Here is a 25,915-nt window from a genome sequence, read left to right as displayed (position 1 = left end):
ATAGATTCTTTCTGGTGTGACGAGTTGACTGATGTACCAACTTCATCTGATTCAAACAAATAAGCGATCAAATTACACCAAGAGAGGTGAAAATTACGATGAGATGTCCAAGATGTCAACACAACAATTCAAGAGTGATCGATAGTCGCCAAGCGGACGATGGTCGAGCAATAAGAAGACGCCGCGAGTGCGAAAAATGTTCCTTCCGCTTTACTACCTTTGAACGAATCGAAGCGGCACCACTATTGGTCATCAAGAAAAATGGTGAACGTGAAGAATTTAATCGTGATAAGATTTTACGAGGCCTGATCCGTTCGGCTGAAAAACGGCCTGTTGCGATGGAACAAATGGAACAAATCGTCAACCATGTAGAAAATCGAGTAAGAAGTCTTGGCGAAAATGAAGTTTCAACGAATCTGATCGGCGAATATGTCATGGAAGATTTAGTAAACTTAGATGAAATCGCCTATATTCGTTTTGCAAGTGTGTATCGTCAGTTCAAAGATATGTCTGTCTTTTTAAAAGAACTGCAAGACATTGTCGATAAAGCAAAAGATACAAGCAATAACGAAAATGACGCGTAATTAATAAAGGAGGGTGTATTCCTTGGAAAATGCGTGGAAAGAATTACAACCGAAAAATATTTACCAAGGAAGAAAAAGCAGTCCTTTGAAAGAAGAAGGAAAGTCTGCCTTGTTATCCCTTTACCAACCTTTGATCGGCGGAGAAGCGTTGAGTCTGTACTTGACGTTATACTCTGAGATCTCGTTAGAAACTGGGACAGGTCCAGAAAGCTTACATGCTGATCTATTGAGCAGTTTGAGTTGTGGCTTACCACAATTTTATGAAGCACGAAAGAAATTAGAAGGAATCGGTCTTTTAGAAGTTTATTTCAAAAACGATGAAAGCTTAGGCAGTTGTTTTCTTTATGAGCTGTTAGAACCGATGGGTGTGACCGCCTTTTTCAACGATACGTTACTTTCTTTTTTACTTCTAGAAAAAGTCGGTGAACGTCGTTTTAGCCAATTGACCAAGTTATTCGAACCAAAAAATCTTTCGCATGAAGGGTATCAAAAAGTCACTAAAAAGTTTTTAGACGTGTATCGGTTCAATGAAACAGTCTATGCAGCAAACCAAGAACAAGTGGAATCGATCCAACAAAGATTCACACCAAGTGAAAGAAAATCACTGATCGAAGAGTCTAGCTCGTTTGACTGGCCGTTTTTGACTGATTGGTTGAAGAAACAACATATAAACCAATTGAAAGAAGAAGTCCTCCAACAAGCCAAAATGTATCAGCAGCTCTATGGTTTTGATGAGCTGACTTTAGGAGAACTGATTTTACAGTCCTTTGATTTTACAACAGAAGAAGTGTCTTTAAAAGAACTCCAAAGAATCGTCTTAGTACGCCAGCAACAACAACGTACAGACAACACCTTAGAGACTGAGGAACCGGCTGAAATAAGTACGGCAGTCAATCAAGCTTTACCTAGTGCGGCACAACAATTGATCCAAGTGGCACGACAAACCCCACCGATGCGTTATCTCGAAGCGATAAAAAAAGAAAAAGGCGGGTACGTCTCTAAACAAGAAAATTGGCTGTTGCAAGATCTAGTTTCACAATCCGGTTTATCTAGCGGTGTCATCAATATTTTGATCAACTACGTATTAGTCATCAAGAATCATGCAAGCTTAAATGCGAGCTTTGTCAATACGATTGCGAATGAGTGGGCTCAGAAAAAAATCAACACCCCTGAAGAAGCCATCGAACATCTTCATACCTTGAAGACAAAGGCGAAACAACCGAAAACGACCAAACAAAACAATTCCTCAAATTATCGACGCAATGTCCGAAGAGAAAAATTACCAGATTGGGTCAATCAACCGAAAGACGAAACACAAATCAGTACAGAGAAAAAAGCCGAGATCGATCGTCGCTTTAAAGAGTATCTGGCTAAAAAGGAAGGTGAGAGCTAATGGAAGATGTGGGAAAAGAACTGAAGAAAATCATCAGTAAACGCAACTACCAAGAAAAATATTCCGAGATGATTGCTGAAGTTTTGAATGATGCGGATGTTCAAGCCTTTCTGTCAGCCCATCAAGACCGATTGACTCAAGCAGATATCGAAAAAAGTTATGCCAAACTTTATGAATACGTACAGGAAAAAAGGAAATATCAAACAAATGACCCAACCATGATCGCTCCAGGATATGAACCTAAATTGACTTTGAATTTCCATTACGTCGATGTGACGTATGTACCGACAGAAGCACTTTTAGCTCGTCAAAAACAAGAAGAGATCAAGAGTCGTGTCAAAGCAATGGATATGCCAAAAGACATTCAGTCTGCTTCCTTTGAAAACTTTGAACGAACCGATGGACGTGGATATGCCAGCTTAGAAGCATTAGACTTTGTTGAACAATACTCAGCTGATCCTAAAAGCTTCCATAAGGGGTTATATTTGGTAGGTAGTTTTGGTATTGGGAAAACTTATCTTTTAGGCGCAACAGCAAAAGAATTGGCGATCAAAGGATTTACGACCACATTGGTTCATTTTCCAACGTTTGCAGTTGAAATGAAGCAAGCGATCGGCAAAGACCAAGTGGCGGAAAAATTGGATGCTGTGAAGAAATCACCGATTCTGATGATCGATGATATCGGAGCAGATGCAATGAGCAGTTGGATTCGTGATGAAGTTTTTGGCGTGATCCTACAATATCGCATGCAAGAACAATTACCAACTTTCTTTTCATCAAACTTCACGATGAACGAATTAGAACAGCATTTGACTGTGACACAACGTGGCGATGAAGAACCATTGAAAGCAAAACGGATCATGGAACGGATCCGCTATTTAACAAAAGAGATCGAAATGACAGGACGAAATCGCCGAAATGGCTAATGTCTCAATCGATCATCGACAAATTACAGGTTGGAGTATCTACTCTACTGTCACTGATTTTCACCTTTTCAAATAAAATTTTCATAAAATGAACAAAGTTAAGATGAAACGAATCCATGGACTTGAAGAAATAACCGGATGGAATCATCAAAAACGAGTAACGCAAGAAATTACACGGAGGATATATGATGAAAGCTATTTTAACTGGTCTAGTTGCTGCCGGTCTCTTATTTACATTGACAGGCTGTGGTAACGAAGAAGGAAGTACAGGTTCAATCGATTCGATCAATGCAGAATCGACAGTGGAAACAGATAGTTCTACCGAACAAAAACAAAGTGTATTTACTGGTACGATCGAAAGCTTCGGTGAAGCTGAAGGTGATGTTTATCAAATCACTATCAAAGATGTAAAAGAAATAGAAGATCCAGCGAATATTGGTTCTTCATTCAGCAATGATGGCGTGATCTTGAATGCCTCAGTGGATCAAATCACTGGTGGTGTCGATTCCTTGAAAGAAGGAGAAAAAGTCGAATTCAAATTAGTCGAAATGGCAGTTATGACAATGTCGATCCCGCCACAAGTTCCTGGGAATTCGATCATCGAGATCACTGTTCAATAATCAAGTAAAGAAATCGAACAACGTTTTTTTGATTGATGAATGAAAAAGACTGGGACAAATGCCCAGTTCTTTTTTCTATTAAACGTAAACAAGTGTTATGATAGGTGTTAGAAAAAAGTTGTCGAATAAAATAAGATAACAACTAGTAAGTTTATGCTTATAGACATGTTTTGGCTAAAGGCATAAAAATTGTTCATAGCCAAGCATTCAGTAGTTAAGGAGTGGAAAAATGAATCACACAGATTTATCGAAACGTCTTGAAACTGTCGGACGTTTCGTACCAGATGCTGCTCGTCTAGCAGATATCGGTTCAGATCATGCTTATTTGCCTGTTGCATTAATGCTAAAAGGTAAAATCGACTATGCGGTAGCCGGAGAAGTCGTTAAAGGACCTTTTGAATCAGCGAAACGACAAGTGATGAAAAATGGATTGGCAGATCGGATCGAGGTACGCTTAGCCAATGGATTAGATGCAATCGAAAAGAAAGATCAAATCAATGCGATCACGATTGCAGGAATGGGTGGTTCTCTGATTCGTGACATCTTGGAAGCTGGGCGACAAAATCAGCGAATATCTGGTGAGGAACGTTTGATCTTACAGCCTAACATTGGGGAGAAAACCTTGCGAACATGGCTAAAGGAAAACAACTACCAAATTATTGCAGAAGAGATCCTCGAAGAAAATAAAAAAATCTATGAGATCATCGTAGCAGAAAAGAAAGAGCAAACGATCGATTATTCTGAAAAAGACTTGATGTTTGGTCCACATTTACTCGCAGAGAAAAACGAAATATTTTTAGCAAAGTGGCAACGTGAGTTGAAACAACGTGAAGTGATCTTAGAGCAGTTAAAAAATGCGAGTGAACAAAACAGACGGGAGACGATCCAGCAAGAAGTGGATTGGATCAAGGAGGTTTTATAGTATGGCTATCAAAGCGCAAGACTTCATCAAAAAATTTGAAAGTTATTGTCCACAATGGTTAGCAGAAGAAGGCGATCCTGTGGGGTTGCATATCGGTACTTTGGATAAACCAATCGAACGTATCATGATGACATTAGATGTCCGTCCAGAAGTTGTTGCTGAAGCCATTGAGAAAAAAATCGATCTTTTGATTGCCAAGCATCCGCCAATCTTTCGACCAGTCAAACGCTTGATCACTGATTCTCCGCAAGAGAAAATGTATGCTGATTTGTTAAAGCATGATATTGCTGTTTATGCGGCACATACAAATATGGATATTATCGAAGATGGCTTAAATGATTGGTTTTGCGAAAAACTAGGACTTGATGTAACCGGCTATCTTGTCAAAACGCATGAACAAGGATATAAAAAATTGATCAGCTATCTGCCAGTCGACGATGCCCCAAGTTTAAGGGCTGCTTTAGCCAAAGCAGGTGCAGGTGAACAAGGCGCATACGACAGTACAAGTTTTACTTCTGTCGGACAAGGTCGTTTCCGACCAATAGCAGGGGCAAACCCGACAATTGGTGAAGTGGGCCGTCCCGAACAAGTCCAAGAAGCAAAAGTTGAAGTGATTTTTCCAGAATCAATTGAAAAAAATGTTTTAGAAGCGATGTTTGCAGCGCATCCTTACGAGGAACCAGCCTTTGATCTGTTCTCGATCGATGCCCCAGTCAAAACATGGGGACTTGGTCGTATTGGTGAATTACCGATGGAACAATCATTGGATGATTTTGCTGAACAGGTGAAAGAAGTCTTTCAACTAGACGGTTTACGTGTGGTTCGACCAACAACAAATCCGCAAAAAATGATCAAACGCGTGGCAATCTGTGGCGGTAGTGGGGAGAAATTTTATCCCGCAGCGCTAGCACAAGGCGCAGATGTCTATATTACGGGGGATATTTATTTCCATACCGCACAAGACATGCAAAGTGCCGGATTGGCGGCAATCGATCCTGGTCATTATATCGAATCATTATGCAAAGAAAAATTTGTTGAAAAGTTTGAGAGTTGGAAAAAAGAAGAGAATTGGCAGGTTGACTTTTTTGTTTCAGAAACATCAACCAATCCATTTGAATTTAGATAAAAGGAGAGTCATCTATGTACGAAAATCTATTACCACGTTTTTTAAGATACGTCAAAACGGAAACACAATCCGATCCAACAAGCAACACTACGCCATCTACTCAAACACAAGTAGAGTTTGCGCAAGTATTGAAAAAAGAATTAGAAGATCTAGGCTTATCTGATGTGACTTACAATGCTGACAACGGCTTTGTGATTGCTACATTGCCAAGTAATGTCGATCATGACGTGCGTTCGATCGGTTTTATTGCACACATGGACACAGCTGATTTCAATGCGGTAGGTGTCAATCCGCAAATCATTGAAAACTATGACGGTGAGTCAACGATCGTGTTAGATAAAGAAGGTCGTTTCACATTGAATACCAAAGACTTTCCTAATTTAACAAATTATGATGGGCATACATTGATCACAACTGATGGCACGACTTTATTAGGTGCAGATGACAAAGCCGGGATTGCAGAAATCATGACAGCGATGGAGATCTTGCTTAAAAATCCTTCGATCCCTCACGGTGAGATCAAAGTTGCCTTTGGTCCAGATGAAGAAATCGGTGTGGGTGCAGATAAGTTTGACGTCGAGCAATTCAACGTGGACTTTGCTTACACGATCGATGGCGGGCCATTAGGAGAATTACAGTATGAAACATTTAGTGCTGCACAAGCGAATATCACGATCCAAGGGAAAAATGTCCATCCTGGTACAGCGAAAAACACAATGATCAATGCCTTGCAATTGGCAATCGATTTCCATAATGAATTACCAGCAGATGAAGTACCTGAAAAAACTGAAGGGTACGAAGGATTCTTCCATTTGATGGCATTGACAGGTAGCCCTGAAGAAGCGAAGATGAGCTATATCATCCGTGACCACAAACGTGAGTCATTCGAAGCACGAAAAGCAATGATCACAAGCATCCAAGAAAAAATGAATCAACGATTTGATCAAGAACGTATCCAAGTAGACATGTATGATCAATATTACAATATGCGTGAAATCATTGAAAAAGATATGAGTATCGTTGATTTAGCTGAAAAAGCGATGATCGAATTGGAAATCAAACCAGTGATCGAACCAGTACGCGGTGGAACAGATGGTTCAAAAATCTCTTATTTAGGGATTCCAACACCGAATTTATTTGCCGGTGGCGAAAACATGCATGGGCGTTTTGAATTTGTCTCACTACAAGTGATGGAAAAAGCGACTGATGTGATCGTTAAAATTGCAGAATTGAATACACAAGCGTAATCGCTCTGTTTTCAACAAATAAAAAAGAGTAAAATTCAAACAAACATTTGGGATTGTTGGTTGATTGCCAGACTAAGTTGGCATATGATTGAAACGAGGGGACTTCGGTCAGCACTCGTAACACTGTTCATTGGGGGAGGGTGAGTGTTTTTTGCATCCATCCCCCTTGTTTTTTGCAGGAAGTAGGAGGAATAAGTCGCATGAAAAAATTACTCGTGTTTTATAACAAAAGTTCAGGAAGTGACGAAGGGGAAGACTTAGCAAACTGGTTCAAAGACTATGTTGCTGAACATCGTCCAGAACTTGAGGTCTACTTAACTGAAACTGGACCGTCGATCAAAGATGAAACATTGAGACAAAAAGCGAAAGAACATGCAGTAGATACATTGGTCATCATCGGTGGTGATGGCACCATCCACCATATCATTCAAGCGTTCCAAGATGAGTTAGACCAGTATCAAGTTGGTTTATTGCCAGGTGGAACGATCAATAACTTGGCGAAAGTGTTGGGCATTCCTTTTGAAAAAGAAGAAGCCGCAGCGGCGATGTTAGAAGAATCGATCCGCAAAATCGATTTTGGAAAAGTAAATGATAAAGTAGTGATTTCTACTTTGACGATCGGTATATTAGCCGACACAGCCGTTTGGATCAGTCAAAAAGAAAAGCAAAAGTATGGTTCATGGATTTTTATCAAACGTTTCGTGAAATTATTATTGAAAAAGAAAAAATATCATTTAGATATCAAAACAGAAGAAGAGCATTGGCAAGGAAAGACACAATTACTAACGATCACGATGTCCAACTCAGTCGGAGGATTCACTCGTTTCGATGATTCCGCAGCACCAGATGATGGCAAGTTCCACATCACCATCGTGCCTTCATTAGATTTTTTCCGTTTTGCTTTTTATTTACCTCGAATGATCAAAGGAAAAATCTATTCTGTTCCTGGTATCAAGTACATGACTGCAAGTCAAATCAATATCCAAGCACGAGAAAAGAAAGTAACGACTCGAACAGATGGCGATACGACAGACGACTTGCCAATCGAATTAAAAGTCATTCCAGAAGGTATTGCGATCTACGTACCAAAAGAAGAAAATCAATCGTTGGAGGAAAGCGATGGAAGTATTGATGTATAATCCCTTGTGGTTTTACTTGTTCATTGTCAATGTGTATCTTTTTGGCTTGATGGGGTATGATAAACGTCAGGCAAAAAAAGGCGCATGGCGTGTTCCTGAAAGTAATTTGTTGTTTGTCAGTTTGTTAGGCGGGGGTTTAGGTGGTCTGATCGCTCAGCGTGTATTTCGCCACAAAACCAAAAAAGTAAAGTTCACGGTCGTTTTCATACTAGGAATTATGATCGATCTCATCTTGATCTATTTTTTCCATTAAGGAGTCATACATGTCTACTAAAGGAACAAAAATCAAAATTATCATTAATCTATTATTAGTAACTACTATTCTTGCTATTATTTATTATTTGATCAATCAATCTTTTGCAGATATTTTTAAAGAGTTGCTTTCAACAAGTGTCCAAGTACTTCTGGCAATGTTTTTTTTCGGCACACTTTACCAAGTCGTTGAAGGGCGTTCGATCAAAGAGATCGCAAAACCTTTTTCTGACTCGTTCAGCACAAGCGATGGCTTCTGGACTTCTTGTTATATTGCCTTTTACCGAATCGTCTCTTTTGGGACTGGTACACTAATTTCAGAAATTTATTTTTACAATAAAAAAGGAATGAAATTTTCTCAAGGAGCGGGAGTCACTGCGCTGCATATGATCATGTACAAACTAGCAGTGATCACTTATGCGGTCATTGGCTTGATCGTTCAATTCTCCTTGTTCTACGAAAAAGCACCAAATATGATTTGGTTCATCATTGCAGGGATCATTTTAACGGCTTTGATCATCTTATTTCTAGTAACAATATCTGTGAGTTTGAATCTGCAAGTCTTTTTCGTCAAAGTCTCCAATCGGTTATTCAAAAGTGACCGCCTGCGAGGCTGGGTCGATACGTGCAACACGCAAATTTATTCTTTAAGAGAAACTGTACAAACGATCATTAAAGACCGCACTGCGCTGCTCAGGATCTATTGTTGGAACCTATTGAAACTACTATGTTGGTATGTCATGCCCTACCTTTTTCTAGTAGAAAATCATCCAACACTTGATTTTCTTTTGACATTTTCATTTATTAGCTTTGCAGTCGTCTTGTCAGGAGTGTTGCCAACACCCGCAGGCATTGGTTCGTTTGAGTTTGTTTATCTTTTACTGTTTCGTCCAGTGGTTGGAACAGTTGATGCGGTTTCTTCCTTATTGCTTTACCGATTTGGTTCGTTTATTTTACCTTTCATCTATGGTTTTTTCTATGTGATTGCAGAAAGACGGAACATCTTACGTCAAGAAATCAACGAAGTAAAGGCAGAAAAAAAGCGTGCAAAAGGAAAAATCTGATTTGCTTTTGATACTCATATACTTAGAATCCGGAAGAAAAAATCTTCCGGATTCTATTTGTTTTTAGTGAGTATAATCTTTGACCAAAGCTGACCAAATGAGTATAATAAGCATGTAAAGGTCAAAGAAAACGAGACTTTAGACGGATTGATTCGGACTAAAGACAACGCTATAGTTGACTTTGACTAAACAACTTCTACCATAGGAGGAAAATATATGAATAGCGAAAAAATGACAACTACGCTCCAAGAAGCGATTGCAGAAGCACAACAAGTAGCAATGACAAGAAAACACCAAGAAATCGATATCGTCCATTTATGGAAGATTTTTTTACAGCCAAATCATTTTGGACGTAATCTTTATACGGATGCAGGGATCGATGCAGACGCATTTGAACAAGAAATCGATCGAGTGTTAGATGAATATCCAACGGTTTCAGGTAGCAATGTCCAATATGGTCAAAACCTTAGCCAAAATCTTTTTCATTTATTGAACGAAGCCGATCAGTTGAGAGAAAGCTTTGGGGATGAATTCTTATCGACTGAGATCGTGCTTTTAGCTTTGATGAAATTAAAAAATTACCCCTTGACTGTTTATTTGACAAAACAAGGACTGAATGAAAAAGAATTACGTAAAAATATCGAAGACATGAGAGGAGGAGAGCGTGTGACCTCTAAAAACCAAGAAGAACAATATAAAGCGTTAGAAAAATATGGTGTCGATCTAGTGCAACAAGTCCGCAGCGGAAAAATGGACCCGATCATTGGTCGAGATGAAGAGATACGTGATGTGATCCGTATTTTATCACGTAAAACCAAAAATAATCCAGTGTTGATCGGAGAACCTGGTGTTGGTAAAACAGCAATCGTTGAAGGATTAGCCCAACGAATCGTACGTAAAGATGTACCTGAAAACTTAAAAGACAAAACGATTTTTTCTTTAGACATGGGCGCCTTGATCGCTGGAGCAAAATTCCGTGGAGAATTTGAAGAGCGGTTAAAAGCAGTCTTGAAAGAAGTCAAGAAAAGTGATGGGCGGATCATCTTATTTATCGATGAGATCCATAACATCGTGGGGGCAGGTAAAACAGAAGGCAGTATGGATGCCGGTAACTTACTAAAACCGATGTTAGCGCGCGGAGAACTTCATTTGATCGGCGCGACTACGTTAGATGAATACCGTCAATATATGGAAAAGGATAAAGCGTTAGAACGCCGATTCCAAAAAGTATTGGTCAAAGAGCCAACTGTTGAAGATACGATCAGCATTCTTCGAGGATTGAAAGAGCGCTTTGAGATTCACCATAGCGTCAATATCCATGATAATGCTTTAGTGGCGGCAGCTACACTATCCGACCGTTATATCACCGATCGCTTTTTACCTGATAAAGCCATTGATTTGATCGATGAAGCAAGTGCTACGATCCGCGTGGAAATGAATTCCATGCCAACTGAATTGGACCAAGTTACTCGTCGGCTTATGCAGTTGGAGATCGAGGAAGCCGCTTTGAAAAAAGAATCTGATGGTGCAAGTAAGAAACGTCTGAAAAATCTCCAAGAAGAGTTGGCAGATCTTCGAGAAGAAGCCAATGCGATGAAGATGCAGTGGGAAACAGAAAAAGAAGAAGTAAACACTGTTTCGTCAAAACGTGCAGAAATCGACAAAGCAAAACATGAGTTAGAAGATGCAGAAAACAATTATGATCTTGAACGTGCCGCTGTTTTACGCCATGGAACGATTCCACAATTAGAAAAAGAACTACAAGAATTAGAAGCAAAAACGAAAGACAGCGACATCAAGATGGTGCAAGAATCTGTTACTGAAAATGAAATTGCCCAAGTCGTTGGTCGTTTAACAGGGATTCCAGTGACGAAACTAGTGGAAGGTGAAAGAGAAAAACTGATCAAGTTGAACGAAACACTCCACAAACGTGTCATTGGCCAAGATGAGGCCGTAGATGCAGTCAGTGATGCGGTGATCCGCTCGCGCGCTGGGTTACAAGATCCTAACCGCCCATTAGGTTCCTTCCTTTTCTTAGGACCTACAGGTGTAGGGAAAACGGAATTAGCCAAAGCATTAGCAGAAAACTTATTTGATTCCGAAGACCATATGGTGCGGATCGATATGAGTGAATATATGGAAAAACATGCCGTCTCTCGTTTAGTCGGAGCGCCTCCAGGCTATATCGGCTATGAAGAAGGCGGACAGCTTACAGAAGCGGTGCGACGAAATCCATATACGATCGTCTTGCTGGATGAAATCGAAAAAGCTCATCCAGATGTCTTTAATATTTTATTACAAGTACTGGACGATGGCCGTTTAACTGATTCAAAAGGTCGTGTCGTTGACTTTAAAAACACGGTGATGATCATGACAAGTAACATTGGTTCGCAATTGCTACTAGAAGGTGTCACAGCAGAAGGAACGATTCCAGAAGAAGTCGAAGAACAAGTGCGAACGATTTTACGTGGGCATTTTAAACCAGAATTCTTGAATCGTATCGATGACACGATTCTCTTTACGCCACTAAGTCTAAACAACGTCAAAGGAATCGTTGAAAAAATGGTCGCTCATTTGGCTAACCGTTTAGAAAGCCAAGATATTCTCTTGGAAATCAGTGATGAAGCGAAAACGTGGATTGCCGAAAATGCGTATGAACCTGCTTATGGAGCTCGTCCATTGAAACGATTCATTACAAAAGAAGTCGAAACGCCATTGGCAAAAGAAATCGTAGCTGGAAAAATCATGCCAAAATCAAAAGTAACGATCACTTTGTTTGATAATCATTTAGCATTCGCAACAGAAAGTTTACCCGAAGAGGAATAACAGCAACTGTTTATCTAATTCTGTTGGTTGATGTAGTTGAACCCAGAACCTGTCAAAGCAGAGGACTATTCAAATAGTCTCTGCTTTGACAGGTTTTTTTTTTCGTCTATACTTAATAAACAATTGCTTAAATATTCGTATGCTCCGAGGAATTTAGATTAAGACGGAGAGAAAACCAAACACTAATCCTATGAATTACTGTATTCAAAACGGTAAAAGTAAGTGTTTTCATAAAATGTAAGAGAAGCTAAGATAGTAAATGTAGATGAGGTGATAGAGTGATGATCAATGAACGGGAAAAAGCAATCATTCAATATATTTTGATGAACCAACATACGACGATCACAAAAATAGCGAAACACATGAATTTGTCAAATAAAACAGTTTCACAATCACTAAAATTGATCGATGAACTCTTTCGTGATACAACGATCGAACTAATCAGAAAACCACGAATCGGTGTTTCGATCATCGGTGATCCAACAGAGATTTTACGTGAGCTTGATACAACGACTGTGGCAACAGTTCCAGCTTCTAAAAAAGAGCGGATTCAATTCCTTTGTTTTGAACTCTTGAAAAAAAAGACCTATTTCACTCGCCAAGAACTACAAGATACATTATTCGTAAGTAAATCTACATTAGAAGGTGATATGAATCAAGTCCACGAGATTTTCCGTCATTTCAATGTCAGCATCGATCGTTTACCCGGTAAAGGTTCCTTTTTGAACTTATCGGAGCAAGAAAAGAGGCGCTTAGCATTTGATTTGATTTACTATTTTTGGGGGAGTAACTGGAAAATCACCAAAAAGAAACAGCTATATCTACACTCGATCCAAGGGATTCCTCCATTTGTCAATGACTTTATAGACATGAACAACATCACATTGGTCGATACGTTGTTGCAAGAATATCTAAAAGACGCACAAACAAAGTTGAATGATACGACCTATCATTCACTGCTACTCCATCTGTTGATCATGATCGATCGAGTCAGAGAGGACAACTATTTAGAAACGGAAGAAGTGTATGGAAAAATAAGAGAAAATAAACCATTCGATTTATTTATTCTTAAACTGGAAAAAGCTTTTTCATTGACGTTACCTTCATCTGAAGTCCACTATATCCAATTACATTTGGAAGGCGATACATTACTTGAACAAACGACACAAATGAAAGAAGTGACGGACAAACGGATTCGGCTACTGATCCATGAAAATGTAACCCTTTACAGTGAAAACATCCTTTTAGGGTTAGTCATGCACATCAAAGAAGCTGTCCTACGCATCCAAAAAGGACTGTTGATCCATAATCCATTTTTACAGGATGTGAAGAAAAACTTTCCAGCATCCTTTACGGAAGCAATCCAACTCGCGAATGCATTGAGCCAAACTTTCGCGATCAACGTACCAGAAGATGAAGTCGCTTTTATAGCTGTACACATTCAAGCAATGAAGGAACAAACCGAAGAAAAACAGCAAAAGAAAATCAGTGTCTTACTTGTTTGTAGCAGTGGGAAAGGAACATCGCAACTTTTAGCTGCTCGCATTCGTAGAAATTATGAAAAAATCGAGATTTCGCGGATCCTTTCGATCCAAGAGCTGATGCAGACATCGATCTATGAAGATCTAGTGATATCGACAGTCAACTTGAATCTGGATACGATCCCAACGATCAATGTTTCGCCTGTGCTGAACAAATTAGAACGTCAAAAAATTGAGTTGTTTCTAGAGAATGCACAAAAGAAACCTGAAAAATCAATGAATCACTTTGCGAACTTGATCAAAGAAGACTTGATCTTTTTGGATCATTCATTTGCGGATTATCAAGAAGTGATCCAATTTATTGGGAAACAGTTGATCGAAAAAGGATATGCAGAAGAAGAAATCATTTCTTCCTCTTTAGAAAGAGAACAACTTTCTTTCACCTCTTTTGGCAAATTTGCAACACCACACGGGGCCCCTAAATATGTCAAAAAATCGGCAATCGTTTTTTTACGCTTGGCCAATGAATTGATGTGGGGAGAAACGAAAGTCAAATATTTATTTTTCATCTGTATCAAAGATGAAACAGCGCAAGAGCTTGAAGAAGTCTACGATACGATGCTGGAAATCATCGAATCTGGTGAAAAAAAATATTTATTAAAAGGAACAAAAACAGAGATCAAAAACTATTTGAAAGAGGAATTTTAATATGAGCATTGCAACTTTATTACCTTCTAATCATATTTTTCTAGATATGGAAAGTACCAATAAAGAAGACACGATCCACCAATTAGGGGAAGTGTTAACGAATAACGGACTAGTCAGCAACAAAGAAGCTTATATCCAGTCTGTGTTAGAACGAGAACAACACTCAACAACAGGGATCGGCAATAACATTGCTATCCCACATGGGAAAAGTGAGGCAGTGATCGAACCATCAATCGTATTTGCTAGACTGAAACAGCCAATCGATTGGCAATCATTAGATGAAGAACCAGTTTCAGTGGTGATCTTATTGGCGATTCCAGAGTCACAAAAAGGCGACACACATTTAAGAATCTTATCTGAAATTGCGATGAAATTGATGGACGATGAGATTACTGCACAGCTAAAAACTGAAACAAATAAGGAACAAATCGCAAAACTATTGAGCGAATAAACAAACGAAAAGAGGAAAATAAGATGAAAAGAAAAATTATTGCAGTGACAGCTTGTGCTACAGGTGTCGCACATACGTACATGGCAGCCCAAGCATTAAAGAAAGCAGCAGCAAAACGTGGCGATTTGATCAAAGTGGAAACACAAGGAGCGACAGGTATCGAAAATGAACTAACTGAAAAAGATTGCAACATTGGCGAAGTCGTTATTTTTGCAGTAGATACAAAAGTTAGAAACGAAGACCGTTTCAAAGGAAAACAGATTTTAAAAGTACCAGTTGCAGCACCAATCAAGAATGCAGAAAAAGTCATCGAAGATGCGCTAAAAATGGTCGACTAATCAATTATTCGTGGGGGAGAGAAAGTAATGAAAAAAATTGCAAGTGAAATCAAAAATCATGTTTTAACAGGAATTTCTTATATGATACCGTTAGTGATCGCTGGAGCGGTCATCATGGCCATTTCTCGTGTGGGCGGTTCATTTTTCGGTATTGTCGATATTTGGGACGGTTCACATGGTGAAAGTGCCAATGCAATCATTCGTTTATTACACAGTTTAGATGGTTTCGGCGGAACAGCACTTGGTTTGATGTTCCCAGTGATCTCTGCGTTTATTGCCTATTCGATTTCAGATAAATTAGGAATTGCTCCTGGTTTAGTCGGAGGGATGTTAGTCAAAGATATCAATGCAGGCTTTTTAGGTGCGATCGTGTCTGGTCTGATCGCTGGTTATGCGTGCTTGTTGATCAAAAATAAAATCAAATTACCAAAATCAATGGCTTCAGTAGTTCCAGTATTTCTTGTCCCAGTATTAGGCACGTTGATCACCGTTCTTTTAGTCAATTACGTGATTGGGACACCATTTGCAGCATTGAATGTTGGTTTAGAATCATGGTTGAACGGATTAAGTGGCGGTAATGCGATCGTTATGGCAGCAGTAGTTGGTGCAATGGTTGGCTTTGACTTAGGCGGACCAGTCAACAAAGCAGCAGTGACAACAGCAATGGCACTATTGACAAGCAATGTCTATGCCCCAAATACAGCGGCACAAGTCGCAATCATCATTCCTCCAATCGGGTTAGGACTAGCAACGATTTTTGCTAAAAACAAATATAACAATGAATTAAAAGAAGCTGGAAAATCAGCTGTGATCATGGGGCTTGTAGGTATTTCTGAAGGAGCGATCCCATTTGCAGTAGAAAATCCATTGAAAGTGATTCCGATCAACATGATTGGTTCTGCTTTAGGTTCTGCGATGGCCGTTGGTTTAGGTGCAGTGAATACCGCACCGATCTCAGGGTTCTATGGCTGGTTCACCGTTGAGAAATGGCCAATCTATGTGATTTCGATTGCGACAGGTGCGTTGTTCATTGCGATCTTAACTAGCTTACTACGTTCAAAAGATGCTGGACAAGAAGTAGAATCAGCAGTTGAAGAATTCGATGAAGCTGCTTGGGAAGAACAGTGGGAAGCTTAACCATGACAAACATACACATTGTAAATCACACACATTGGGATAGAGAATGGTACTTTACTTCAATGGATTGCATCGTTTTAAGTGATCAGTTGTTTACAGATGTCTTGGAAGAGTTGAAAAGACAACCTAATGCTACGTTTGTATTAGACGGACAACTTTCGATCTTAGATGATTACTTGGAGCTTTATCCAGAGAAATTACCAGAGATCAAAGAATTAGTTGCGAAGGGTCAATTATTTATTGGCCCTTGGTACACACAAACCGATGCCTTTTTTGCATCAGGAGAGTCGATTTTAAGAAATGCAATGGTCGGTGTCTTTGAAAGTAAGAAGTACGGTGAGCATCTACCAATCGGTTATCTGCCAGATACCTTTGGTTTCAATGCACAAATGCCAACGATCTTAAACGAAGCAGGTTTTGACAATATCATTTTTTGGCGGGGCATCGACTTAGGTGAACATGTACAATCGCCTTATTTCAAATGGAAAAGTTTAAGTGGGGAGAATGAATTGTATGCCGTGAACTTTCCGCAAGGGTATGGTGCACAACAACAATTAGAACCGACAAAAAGCTATGTGGAAGGACGTTTGGATAAAGGCATCGATTTTATCAAAAGCTACGCAGATGAAACAGATATCCTGATTCCAACAGGAAATGATCAATTAGGGATCATTTCGTCTCTAGAAGAAAAAATCGAGAAAATCAATGAAATCGGGAAATATAACTATCAAACAAGCACCTATCAAGAGTTTATGAGATTAGTTCGTCAAAAAGATTTAGAGGAATATCAAGGGGAATTTCGTGCGCCTGTTTTTGCTCGTGTGCATAAAACGATCGGTTCTGTTCGGATGGATTTGAAACGTGAGATTTTCAGATTAGAGAACAAGCTGACATTAGAAATCGAGCCGATGTTAGTGATTGCTAAGGAATTAGGTATCGTTTTAAGTAATCGTTTAGTGATGAAAGCATGGAAAAAATTGTTCGAATGTCAAGCGCATGATAGTCTAGCTGGCTGTGTATCAGATAGTGTTTCACAAGATATCGCACATCGGTTAAAAGAAGTATCAGAAATTTGTGATAGTATCGAGAATTTGGTATTGAAAAGAATCTCTGAAGGATTACAGTTGACCGATCAGCAATTTCTGATTTTAAATACTTCAGCTACGCCATTCAAAGGGAAAAAAGTAGTGAAGCTCATTTCAAAAGGCAATCAGATCGAAGTATTAGGCCATGAGTCTTCTGTCATTTCAATGGACTATGTGCCTAGTCGCCAAAATATCATGGAAGAAACGCCTGCGGGCAATCGTTTTATCGAAGAACCAGGATACTATATTTTACAAGTAGAAGTTGCTTGCTCATTTGATGGATTAGGCTATCAAGTGTTTGATTTCGTTGAACAGACATCCGTCGATCTGCCTGAGATGAATCCACGGACAACACTCACAAAAGGGAAATATTCCTTGAGTTTTGAAAAGGGGCAGCTGGTCTTTTCAGATGGCAAACAAACGATTCAAAATTTCTTGACAGTCATAGAGGATAGCAACGCAGGGGACACGTACGATTATTCCCCGATACCAAACGATCACCCATTCGCTTTGACGTTTGATTCATGTAAAGGGACAGAGGATACTTTGGTCTTAGAAGGTAAACTAGAGCTTCCTTATACGTTAGAAGAACGGATCAAAGGTCAATCGACAACAAACTTCGCTTACCAACTTACTCTACGTTTAACGGAACAAGGAGAAGTATTAGGCGCACTCTCTTTTGAAAATACTGTTTTAAATCACCGTGTCCGAATCAAAACCAAGCTGAGTCAACCAATCGAGAAAGTCGTTTCAGCAATCCAATTTGGTTACTTAGAAAAAACGAATCGCTCAATGACCGATTGGGAGCAAAAATACTCTGAGATGCCAGTGAATATCGAACCATTTGAAAAGCAAGTGATTGCATATAGTCCAAAAGAAGCACTTGTGTTTTATACAGAACAAAGTAAAGAATACGAATATATCGATGATTCGTTATATGTCACAGTATTAGCTACGACTGATTCATTAGGTAAACCCGATTTGATGTATCGACCAGGCCGTGCGTCCGGCGATACAACGAAAAAAGGTCATATCATGATGGACACGCCGCTTGCGCAAATGGAAAATCAACTGATCGATTTTACTTTCTCCGTTCGCCTGGAATCAAAAGACATCTCTGAAAACACATTAGTTACCTGGAAAACAGAAAAAGAACAACCGTCGATTTCTTATCAGCTACAAGATTTGAATTACTTTATTTATCGAATCGACAATAAAATCCAAAGTAGAATCCAGCCGCTTGCTTTAAGTGAACAAACGTATACCCAATTCTCTTTGACTTTAGAAGAGGGCTTGAGCGTTAGTGCCATCCATCATGCGTATTACTCAGAAGGAACAGTGATCCGCTTCGTCAATGCAACGAAAGAAGCGCGTTCACTTGATCCAGAAAAGCTTTTTGCAGGATATGGCTACACACGCATCAATGCCTTGGAAGAAGAAGTAGAGGATACAAAAATGATCAGCGACTATGGCTTAGCTAGTTATTTGTTAACAAAATAAAAAATATGTTGAGGCACAAGTAGAGGAACGTGAGTTGCTTCTGGAACACCGTTTATCGGCGGTTGTATGCAGGCCGTCCATCGGGTTTTAGAAGTGACGAACTGGCTACTTGTGTCTTTATTTAGTTGTGAAGTTGAAAGAGGAGAAATTATGTCGATACACCTTTTATTTTTAGCGTTGATTCCAGCACTCGGATGGGGAATGATGCCGATACTATCTAAAATCATGGGCGGCAAGTCTGAGGAACAGTTGATTGGTACAACGATTGCTGCATTATTGTTTGGCTTGATCTTTAGTTTGACTCAACAGGTAACTTATCAATTATCTGCATTTATCATTTGTTTTTTATCCGGCGCATTTTGGGCTGTCGGACAATACTTTCAGTTCCGTGCGTTAGAAAAAGCAGAAGTATCAAAAGCGATGCCGATCTCTGTGGGGACACAACTCGCGTTTGTCACACTCGTTTCTGGTATTTTTCTATTAGAGTGGACGAGTGTCTTTGTCGCACTCCTGTCGATTTTAGCACTAGCGGTCATTTTAGTTGGCGTATTGTTGGTGACAAAAACAAGCAAAGGGAAGGGCGCAGTGGCAAAACAAGTCATTCTCTTTTTATGTATTTCTTCTGCTTTTTTGATGCTCTATGTAACGATCACAAGTTATTTTGGTATCCATGGAGCACAAGTTTTCTTGCCACAATCCATTGGCATGTTCGTTGGGGGAATCATCATCTCAATGAAAAAGATCACTCAATTGAAACTCAAAGCCATTACTCGAAATATCGTTACCGGAAGTTCTTGGGTAATTGCTAACACGACATTATTTGCAATATCTTCTTCTTTAGGTGTCGGTGTCACTTATTCGTTCTCGCAAATGAGCCTACTTGTGGCAACCTATGGAAGTATCATTCTTTTAAGAGAAAAGAAAACCGCAGGAGAAAAACGATCGGTTTATTTTGGGACACTGGTATACGTAGTCGGTGTCATTGGGATGAGCCTTTTAAAGTAAAGAATCAAAAAAAGTGACAAGGGATGTTGTTTGATCCCTTGTCACTTTAATTATTTATTTGTCTCGAATAATGTTGTCGATCAGTGATCCAATTTTTGCAATCGGTAACTCTCAAAATGCATCGGGTCTCTTTTTACTTGGACCCACGCATAGATGCCCATGATGAATGCGCCGATCGTATTCGTCAATAAGTCACCCATCGTATCCATCAAGGCTTCACGTCCGACAAAAAGCGTACCGTCAGAAGCAGCAAAACGTTGCAGGTTCATGCCTAAGAACTGATCGCATAAGAATTCCCAAAATTCCCAGAAAACACCACAAAGTCCTGCAAAAGCAAAACCAAATAATAGAAACAACCACGGACTAGTCTTTTCGATCGCCGCATCTTTCAACAAGAAACCAATCAAACCATAACCTAATGCAGTCAGAACCATTGGGCTAACTGCGTGTAGGATTTTATCCCAAAATGAAATGATGCTGATCAAATGTAATCCTGTTCCTAAAAAGACAGAGATGAACAAGAAAAACCAATAAAATAAAACAATCGCATCAGGCACATGGATCTTGAATAATCGGCGGACGATTTGTGGTAAATAAATCAATAGGATTCCTGCTAATGACTCAACGATAAACGTAATTCCTTGAGTCGTTGAATATTTGTTCGTCACAAATTCGAAAATATTGTAACCAACAACGAAGAACCCAAAAATCGTTAAGGCGAATTGCACTTTCTTCACTGTCTTACTCATGGATGTTTCCCCCTGCTAGATAAGATTCCAACGCTTCGATCAACGCTTCTTCAGAAGAAACAATCGTACCGTTCAATTTGATCAAACCAACCGTATAAAGGTTCAAATAATGGAACTGATTTTCACCGATGTGTTGTAATGCATCTACCTTTTTTGGATGAGTCGCTCCTTGTTGGCGAGAATCGGTATATAGGCCAATAACTGGAATACCCTTTGCATAAGCTACCCCGATTTCAGAAGCAACACCGGCATCGATCGTTAGTCCGTCTAAGAGGGCAATCATCAAATCGCTTTCCAGAACTTTTTCTGTATCTGCCAAGGCAATCATTTTGCTGTCTGCATAAGCAGTTTTGTCATTGATTGCTTCGTTTTCTTGTGGAAGGTAGATCGTCAAATCAGATGATATTCCTCTGATTTTTTTTGCAAGAGATTCATTATAAAGTAAATCTCCTTTTGCAAAGAGTGGCGCTGCAAAATAAATATTCATTTGTTTCAGTCTCCTTAATATTAGAAATAGTCACTGAAGTAAGCTTCCATGTTCGGGATGATCTGTTCAAGTATCTTGACCATCTCCTCGTCAGTTGTTAAACGCTCGATTCGAGCAAGATAAGAAGCACGACGATAATTCATCATTAGGCACGTCAAAGTTTGGATATCTAAGCGAACTTCTCGCCCGATCGGTTCATCAACGATCGATAGATCACCATTTTGCCAACTCAAGCCGAACACACCATTATTCCAAGGTGCAACGGCATCTTCCACGACAAAATGGAAATCTTCTGCTGTACCAGAAAAAGGAAATCGCTGGATAAATTCTTTCACGTCAACGATCCTTGCCATAAAATAAGGCTCGATCTGTTCTTTGATCTGGCTATCTTCTAATAAGAAAGCAAGTGGTTCATTTTTATAGATATCACCATGTACCCAATAAACCATGGAGAAGTGGGCAGAGATGAAATTCCACAATCCGTTACGTGCTTCCTGATTCAGATAAAACATCTCTTTCACGTGGAATACTTCTTCTGCGACCCAATAAAACAGTACACCAGCTGGTTCATTGTTGCTATTATAATAGATCGCCGCAGTTCGTTCTTCTTCATTTTCGAAACGCCAATATTCTTCCCAGTGAAACGCACTACGGAACAATGCTCCGTGATTTTTACTGGCAAATTGTTGATACACTCGAAAAACATCTTCGTGATCGACAGGTACTCGTTCAACAATACCAGAAACAGGCACTTGTTTAGGTAGCTGCGTATCACGTATTTTAAAGGATAACTTATCTGACATAATTTCCCAACCTTTACGCCTGTAGTAGGGAATATTGTAAGGATAGAGATAAGAAATCCACTGTTTATTTTTACGCATGTTGTCTAAAGCCACGATGATCAAGTCTTGCATCAATCCATGATTAGCGTATTCAGGATAGGTGCCGACACCAGTTACACCACCCATTTGGTAATGTGTCCCGTGGATATTGACTTCACAAGGATAGATCGCGATTTGAGAAATCAGTTTTTCTTTATGAAACCAACCGAATACATTGGATAACTCCAGGATCGGTCGCTTTGAACGCACGAATTCCCATTTGTTTTCAAAACCACTTTCTTCAATATCTGAGTCAGTGACTTGAAAAACATAGGAGAGTAACTCATTAAACTGGTCAACATGTTCCTCCGTGACAGGCTTCAACTCAAAATTTTCTCTAAAATCTGTTTGGTCCATTTTTTCAACTCCAATTTATTTGCTTGTTCACAGTATAACAAAAGTTTCTAAAAAAAACTTCTAAAGTCCTTAGAAGGAAAAAGTCTTTAAATTCCTCCTTTTCGTTGGTATAATGAAAAGTGCTGATTATATGAAAAGAGGAGACGCTATGGATATAAAGAAAATGAAACAACGCCAAGAGCAAATTCGAAATTTTTCGATCATTGCTCATATCGACCATGGGAAATCAACATTGGCCGATCGGATTTTGGAAAAGACGAACACTGTGACGTCTCGTGAAATGCAAGATCAGTTATTAGACTCCATGGATTTAGAACGCGAACGTGGGATCACGATCAAACTAAATGCCGTAGAATTGAACTATACTGCAAAAAATGGCGAAACGTATATCTTCCATTTGATCGACACCCCAGGGCACGTCGATTTTACCTATGAAGTATCACGAAGCTTGGCTGCCTGTGAAGGCGCCGTCTTAGTCGTGGATGCCGCACAAGGAATTGAAGCACAAACATTAGCCAATGTTTATTTGGCATTAGACAATGACCTAGAAATTTTACCAGTCATCAATAAAATCGATCTACCAGCCGCAGATCCAGAGCGTGTACGTAATGAAATCGAAGAAGTGATCGGTATTGATGCCAGTGAAGCAGTGTTAGCAAGTGCAAAAGCTGGGATCGGTATTGAAGAAATACTGGAACAAGTCGTTGAATATGTACCAGCACCTTCTGGCGATATCGAAGCACCTTTGAAAGCATTGATTTTTGATTCTGTCTATGACAGTTACCGTGGGGTCGTATTGAACGTCCGTATTACTGACGGTATGGTCAAACCAGGTGACAAAATCAAGTTGATGAGTAATGGTAAAACATTCGATGTAACTGAAGTCGGCGTGTTCTCACCAAAAACGATTGCTCGTGACTTCTTGATGGTCGGTGATGTTGGTTATATCACTGCCAGCATTAAAACAGTCCAAGATACAAGTGTGGGGGACACAGTGACACTGGCGGACAACCCAGCTGCGGAAGCATTGCCTGGCTATCGTAAAATGAATCCAATGGTCTATTGCGGGTTGTACCCGATCGACACATCACGTTACAATGATTTACGTGAAGCCTTGGAAAAACTTCAACTGAACGATGCTGCGTTGCAGTTTGAACCAGAAACATCACAAGCACTTGGTTTTGGTTTCCGTTGTGGTTTCTTAGGATTGCTTCACATGGATGTTGTCCAAGAACGTCTGGAACGTGAATTCAATCTTGAATTGATCACGACAGCACCATCAGTAATCTATCATGTCAATAAAACAGACGGTTCAATGGTCGTCGTCGATAACCCTGCTGATTTCCCAGAACCAGTAACGATCCAAGATGTTGAAGAACCTTTTGTCAAAGCACAGATCATGGTTCCTAATGAGTACGTTGGTGCAGTCATGGAACTTTCCCAACGCAAACGTGGCGATTTTATCACGATGGACTATTTAGATGATTACCGTGTCAACGTCGTTTATAACTTGCCATTGTCAGAGATCGTCTTTGATTTCTTCGACAAACTAAAATCAAGTACGAAAGGCTACGCCTCACTTGATTACGAAATGTCAGGGTATCAAAAGAGCAAGCTAGTCAAAATGGATATCTTGCTAAATGCTGAAAAAGTCGATGCATTAAGCTTCATCGTTCACCGTGATTTTGCGTATGAACGTGGAAAAGCAATCGTTGAAAAACTGAAAAAATTGATCCCTCGTCAACAATTCGAAGTACCGATCCAAGCAGCAATCGGACAAAAAATCGTTGCCCGTTCAGATATTAAAGCCTTACGTAAAAACGTATTGGCAAAATGTTACGGTGGTGACGTTTCCCGTAAACGTAAACTTCTTGAAAAACAAAAAGAAGGTAAGAAACGAATGAAACAAATCGGTAACGTCGAAGTCCCACAAGAAGCCTTCATGGCCGTTCTTAAGATGGATGAGGATGAACCGAAGAAATAGCCAACATCTTTATACAAAAAAGTATTGAAGCGATTGAAAATCAAGCAGATTCTCAATCGCTTTTTTTTTATGTATTATCAATACAAATCCTTTTACTCGGACAAAAAAATAGATTCATGTATAATTTAATCAAAGATTTATATTACTATTGTTATAATATTTTCGGATAACATCATATGTAAAAATCTATTGCTATTTTTTGTTCATTTATAAGGAGGAAAAAGATGAAACGGGGATCTATCACTAAAGGTATATGTGGGGGCATGATAGTTGCTATTCTATCGAGTTCGTTTGGCATGAGTCAAGTGTTTGCGGAAGAGTCGTCTACAGTGGATACCACCACAGAATCAACTCAAACATCAGGAGTCGCACAAGTCCAAAATACAGAAGCAAATGAAGTTAGTCAGGAAACAGGAACGACTGAAACAGTAATACCGACACAAGAGTCCCAACAGACACAACAAGTACAATCGAGTGAAGTAACAGAAGTGCAACCAGAGCAACCACAAACCGCAATCGTCGATGGGTTAGAGGTGATTTTGGAAGCTCCGGAAAAAGCTGGTAAAAATGAAGCTGATGTTACGCAAGCGCCAAAAGAGGAGTTGATCGAAGGTTCACCTAGACTTTTTCGTGCGGCAGTGCAAACGATCCCAATGTATCGGTTGTTCAATCCACACAGTGGTGAACATTTTTATACGAGAGATACTGGCGAGCGGGATAATCTGAGAAGGATTGGTTGGAATTACGAAGGTGTTGGGTGGCAAGCTCCGACAAATGGAGATCCAGTGTATCGTTTGTACAATCGTTATAATGGCGAACATTTTTATACATTGAATGCAAAAGAACGCGATAGTATCACGAAACAAGGATGGAAATATGAAGGAATCGGTTGGTACTCATATAAAGGCGCGAATGCTATCCCGGTCAGTCGTTTATATAGTAAACGGGTGAACTGGCATCATTACACATTAGATGAAAACGAGAAAAAAGTCATCACAAAACAAGGCTGGGTCTATGAAGGCGTTGGTTGGTATGCGGTTGGAAATGGGCAACAAAGTCAAGATGACTATAAATTATTAGGTGTGAAAAATTACAACCAGTATGCTTTAGGTGCACCAAGTGGCTGTGAAGGGGCTTCTTTATTACAAGCTCTTCAATACAAAGGAAAAATCACTAATTGGAGTTTGACTCAATTCTTGAATACGATTCCTAAATCACCAAATGGTAATCCGAACAGCGGCTTTGTCGGTAGTCCTTTTGTCGAAAATTCATGGACGTACTCTGCAATTTACCCTGCACCTTTGACGACATGGGGCAAAAAGTATGGAAATGTCCAAAATATTTCGGGCAGCTCCATGAATACGTTGTTAAATGAAGTCAAAAATGGAAATCCTGTTGTTGCTTGGGTCACGATCAATTTCCAACCGATTCGTTGGGGGAATTGGAATTTTGGTGTTGCAGCAAATAATAACCATGCGGTAACTCTTGATGGGTACAACAAAGGAAGTAATCAAGTCCACGTTTCAGATCCTATCAGTGGTTCTTATTGGATGAATCGAACGACATTTGAGAATATTTACAATGCACGTAAATATGCGGTAGTCGTTAGATAGAATCAGTAAAACTTAAAAACGAAGGAAATAGGGTCCATAA

At 39.6% G+C, this 25,915-nt stretch carries 22 protein-coding genes; 19 read left to right on the top strand and 3 right to left on the bottom strand.

All coding sequences use genetic code 11. The annotated features are described in order from the left end of the window. Window positions 1-98: 98 nt before the first annotated feature. The 17 genes from nrdR (at window position 99) to IGL24_RS07935 (ending at window position 19,804) form a co-directional block, all read left to right on the top strand. The gene (nrdR, locus tag IGL24_RS08015) at window positions 99-584 is read left to right on the top strand and encodes a transcriptional regulator NrdR (protein WP_206857248.1); all 486 of its coding nucleotides are present in this window, start codon (window positions 99-101) and stop codon (window positions 582-584) included. Between the two features lie 22 nt (window positions 585-606). Then, window positions 607-1,977: a replication initiation and membrane attachment family protein gene (locus tag IGL24_RS08010; protein WP_207699557.1), complete on the top strand. Its 1,371-nt coding sequence runs from the start codon at window positions 607-609 to the stop codon at window positions 1,975-1,977. Beyond that, a complete protein-coding gene (gene dnaI, locus IGL24_RS08005; RefSeq protein WP_010735315.1) occupies window positions 1,977-2,903 on the top strand; it encodes a primosomal protein DnaI in 927 nt (308 codons plus the stop codon). The genes IGL24_RS08010 and dnaI overlap by 1 nt, the downstream gene beginning before the upstream one ends. Window positions 2,904-3,091: 188 nt before the next feature. After that, the gene (locus tag IGL24_RS08000) at window positions 3,092-3,523 is read left to right on the top strand and encodes an LptM family lipoprotein (RefSeq protein WP_206857252.1); all 432 of its coding nucleotides are present in this window, start codon (window positions 3,092-3,094) and stop codon (window positions 3,521-3,523) included. Window positions 3,524-3,752: 229 nt separating this feature from the next. Continuing rightward, window positions 3,753-4,445, top strand: coding sequence for a tRNA (adenine(22)-N(1))-methyltransferase (locus tag IGL24_RS07995; protein WP_207699558.1), 693 nt, complete (start codon window positions 3,753-3,755; stop codon window positions 4,443-4,445). A 1-nt stretch (window position 4,446) separates the two neighbouring features. Beyond that, on the top strand, window positions 4,447-5,571 hold the full coding sequence (locus IGL24_RS07990; RefSeq protein ID WP_429968424.1) for a Nif3-like dinuclear metal center hexameric protein: 1,125 nt from the start codon (window positions 4,447-4,449) through the stop codon (window positions 5,569-5,571). A 14-nt stretch (window positions 5,572-5,585) separates the two neighbouring features. Beyond that, window positions 5,586-6,818, top strand: coding sequence for a peptidase T (gene pepT, locus IGL24_RS07985; protein WP_206857260.1), 1,233 nt, complete (start codon window positions 5,586-5,588; stop codon window positions 6,816-6,818). Window positions 6,819-7,018: 200 nt separating this feature from the next. Further along, window positions 7,019-7,957 (top strand): diacylglycerol/lipid kinase family protein, encoded by a 939-nt coding sequence (locus tag IGL24_RS07980; RefSeq protein ID WP_207699560.1) that lies wholly within the window; start codon window positions 7,019-7,021, stop codon window positions 7,955-7,957. After that, window positions 7,938-8,210, top strand: coding sequence for a DUF1294 domain-containing protein (locus IGL24_RS07975; protein ID WP_206857271.1), 273 nt, complete (start codon window positions 7,938-7,940; stop codon window positions 8,208-8,210). The genes IGL24_RS07980 and IGL24_RS07975 overlap by 20 nt, the downstream gene beginning before the upstream one ends. A gap of 10 nt (window positions 8,211-8,220) precedes the next feature. Further along, window positions 8,221-9,273 (top strand): lysylphosphatidylglycerol synthase transmembrane domain-containing protein, encoded by a 1,053-nt coding sequence (locus IGL24_RS07970; RefSeq protein ID WP_207115595.1) that lies wholly within the window; start codon window positions 8,221-8,223, stop codon window positions 9,271-9,273. A gap of 216 nt (window positions 9,274-9,489) precedes the next feature. Then, window positions 9,490-12,099 carry an ATP-dependent chaperone ClpB gene (gene clpB / locus IGL24_RS07965; protein ID WP_207699561.1) on the top strand — a complete coding sequence of 870 codons (2,610 nt, stop codon included), beginning with the start codon at window positions 9,490-9,492 and terminating at the stop codon, window positions 12,097-12,099. Window positions 12,100-12,380: 281 nt separating this feature from the next. After that, window positions 12,381-14,288, top strand: a complete 1,908-nt coding sequence (locus tag IGL24_RS07960; protein ID WP_207699562.1) for a BglG family transcription antiterminator — start codon at window positions 12,381-12,383, stop codon at window positions 14,286-14,288. Window position 14,289: 1 nt separating this feature from the next. Continuing rightward, a complete protein-coding gene (locus tag IGL24_RS07955) occupies window positions 14,290-14,739 on the top strand; it encodes a PTS sugar transporter subunit IIA (RefSeq protein WP_206858874.1) in 450 nt (149 codons plus the stop codon). Window positions 14,740-14,762: 23 nt separating this feature from the next. Next, complete coding sequence (locus IGL24_RS07950; protein WP_207699563.1) at window positions 14,763-15,077, top strand: PTS fructose transporter subunit IIB; 315 nt, start codon at window positions 14,763-14,765, stop codon at window positions 15,075-15,077. A 27-nt stretch (window positions 15,078-15,104) separates the two neighbouring features. Then, window positions 15,105-16,214, top strand: a complete 1,110-nt coding sequence (locus IGL24_RS07945; RefSeq protein ID WP_206858878.1) for a PTS fructose transporter subunit IIC — start codon at window positions 15,105-15,107, stop codon at window positions 16,212-16,214. Between the two features lie 2 nt (window positions 16,215-16,216). Then, window positions 16,217-18,799: a glycoside hydrolase family 38 C-terminal domain-containing protein gene (locus IGL24_RS07940; protein ID WP_207699564.1), complete on the top strand. Its 2,583-nt coding sequence runs from the start codon at window positions 16,217-16,219 to the stop codon at window positions 18,797-18,799. Window positions 18,800-18,949: 150 nt separating this feature from the next. Then, window positions 18,950-19,804 carry a GRP family sugar transporter gene (locus tag IGL24_RS07935; protein WP_207699565.1) on the top strand — a complete coding sequence of 285 codons (855 nt, stop codon included), beginning with the start codon at window positions 18,950-18,952 and terminating at the stop codon, window positions 19,802-19,804. A gap of 80 nt (window positions 19,805-19,884) precedes the next feature. Here IGL24_RS07935 and IGL24_RS07930 read toward each other — a convergent pair whose 3' ends face one another. From IGL24_RS07930 to IGL24_RS07920, 3 genes are read right to left on the bottom strand one after another with little or no spacing between them, the layout of a single operon-like run. Then, window positions 19,885-20,553 (bottom strand): hypothetical protein, encoded by a 669-nt coding sequence (locus IGL24_RS07930; protein ID WP_207699566.1) that lies wholly within the window; start codon window positions 20,551-20,553, stop codon window positions 19,885-19,887. Beyond that, window positions 20,546-21,040 carry a nucleoside 2-deoxyribosyltransferase gene (locus tag IGL24_RS07925; RefSeq protein WP_206858883.1) on the bottom strand — a complete coding sequence of 165 codons (495 nt, stop codon included), beginning with the start codon at window positions 21,038-21,040 and terminating at the stop codon, window positions 20,546-20,548. The genes IGL24_RS07930 and IGL24_RS07925 overlap by 8 nt, the downstream gene beginning before the upstream one ends. 20 nt (window positions 21,041-21,060) lie before the next feature. Next, a complete protein-coding gene (locus IGL24_RS07920) occupies window positions 21,061-22,278 on the bottom strand; it encodes a GNAT family N-acetyltransferase (RefSeq protein ID WP_207699567.1) in 1,218 nt (405 codons plus the stop codon). A 148-nt stretch (window positions 22,279-22,426) separates the two neighbouring features. Between IGL24_RS07920 and lepA the strand changes: the two genes are divergently transcribed. After that, entirely contained in the window at window positions 22,427-24,262 is a 1,836-nt protein-coding gene (lepA, locus tag IGL24_RS07915; RefSeq protein WP_207115601.1) for a translation elongation factor 4, read from the top strand. A 224-nt stretch (window positions 24,263-24,486) separates the two neighbouring features. Continuing rightward, the gene (locus tag IGL24_RS07910; protein ID WP_207699568.1) at window positions 24,487-25,875 is read left to right on the top strand and encodes a C39 family peptidase; all 1,389 of its coding nucleotides are present in this window, start codon (window positions 24,487-24,489) and stop codon (window positions 25,873-25,875) included. Window positions 25,876-25,915 lie beyond the last annotated feature (40 nt).

Origin of the sequence: Enterococcus sp. DIV2371 (assembly GCF_050498525.1) — a bacterium.
Taxonomy (GTDB): domain Bacteria; phylum Bacillota; class Bacilli; order Lactobacillales; family Enterococcaceae; genus Enterococcus_B; species Enterococcus_B mangumiae.
Note: the sequence above shows the minus strand (reverse complement) of the source record. Positions and strands in the feature narration are given on the sequence as shown.

Coding starts and splice junctions, on each gene's coding strand:
- nrdR (WP_206857248.1), top strand. CDS start 99: ATGAGATGTCCAAGATGTCAACACAACAATTCAAGAGTGATCGATAGT.
- dnaI (WP_010735315.1), top strand. CDS start 1,977: ATGGAAGATGTGGGAAAAGAACTGAAGAAAATCATCAGTAAACGCAAC.
- IGL24_RS08000 (WP_206857252.1), top strand. CDS start 3,092: ATGAAAGCTATTTTAACTGGTCTAGTTGCTGCCGGTCTCTTATTTACA.
- IGL24_RS07995 (WP_207699558.1), top strand. CDS start 3,753: ATGAATCACACAGATTTATCGAAACGTCTTGAAACTGTCGGACGTTTC.
- IGL24_RS07990 (WP_429968424.1), top strand. CDS start 4,447: ATGGCTATCAAAGCGCAAGACTTCATCAAAAAATTTGAAAGTTATTGT.
- pepT (WP_206857260.1), top strand. CDS start 5,586: ATGTACGAAAATCTATTACCACGTTTTTTAAGATACGTCAAAACGGAA.
- IGL24_RS07980 (WP_207699560.1), top strand. CDS start 7,019: ATGAAAAAATTACTCGTGTTTTATAACAAAAGTTCAGGAAGTGACGAA.
- IGL24_RS07975 (WP_206857271.1), top strand. CDS start 7,938: ATGGAAGTATTGATGTATAATCCCTTGTGGTTTTACTTGTTCATTGTC.
- IGL24_RS07970 (WP_207115595.1), top strand. CDS start 8,221: ATGTCTACTAAAGGAACAAAAATCAAAATTATCATTAATCTATTATTA.
- clpB (WP_207699561.1), top strand. CDS start 9,490: ATGAATAGCGAAAAAATGACAACTACGCTCCAAGAAGCGATTGCAGAA.
- IGL24_RS07960 (WP_207699562.1), top strand. CDS start 12,381: ATGATCAATGAACGGGAAAAAGCAATCATTCAATATATTTTGATGAAC.
- IGL24_RS07955 (WP_206858874.1), top strand. CDS start 14,290: ATGAGCATTGCAACTTTATTACCTTCTAATCATATTTTTCTAGATATG.
- IGL24_RS07950 (WP_207699563.1), top strand. CDS start 14,763: ATGAAAAGAAAAATTATTGCAGTGACAGCTTGTGCTACAGGTGTCGCA.
- IGL24_RS07945 (WP_206858878.1), top strand. CDS start 15,105: ATGAAAAAAATTGCAAGTGAAATCAAAAATCATGTTTTAACAGGAATT.
- IGL24_RS07940 (WP_207699564.1), top strand. CDS start 16,217: ATGACAAACATACACATTGTAAATCACACACATTGGGATAGAGAATGG.
- IGL24_RS07935 (WP_207699565.1), top strand. CDS start 18,950: ATGTCGATACACCTTTTATTTTTAGCGTTGATTCCAGCACTCGGATGG.
- IGL24_RS07930 (WP_207699566.1), bottom strand. CDS start 20,553: ATGAGTAAGACAGTGAAGAAAGTGCAATTCGCCTTAACGATTTTTGGG.
- IGL24_RS07925 (WP_206858883.1), bottom strand. CDS start 21,040: ATGAATATTTATTTTGCAGCGCCACTCTTTGCAAAAGGAGATTTACTT.
- IGL24_RS07920 (WP_207699567.1), bottom strand. CDS start 22,278: ATGGACCAAACAGATTTTAGAGAAAATTTTGAGTTGAAGCCTGTCACG.
- lepA (WP_207115601.1), top strand. CDS start 22,427: ATGGATATAAAGAAAATGAAACAACGCCAAGAGCAAATTCGAAATTTT.
- IGL24_RS07910 (WP_207699568.1), top strand. CDS start 24,487: ATGAAACGGGGATCTATCACTAAAGGTATATGTGGGGGCATGATAGTT.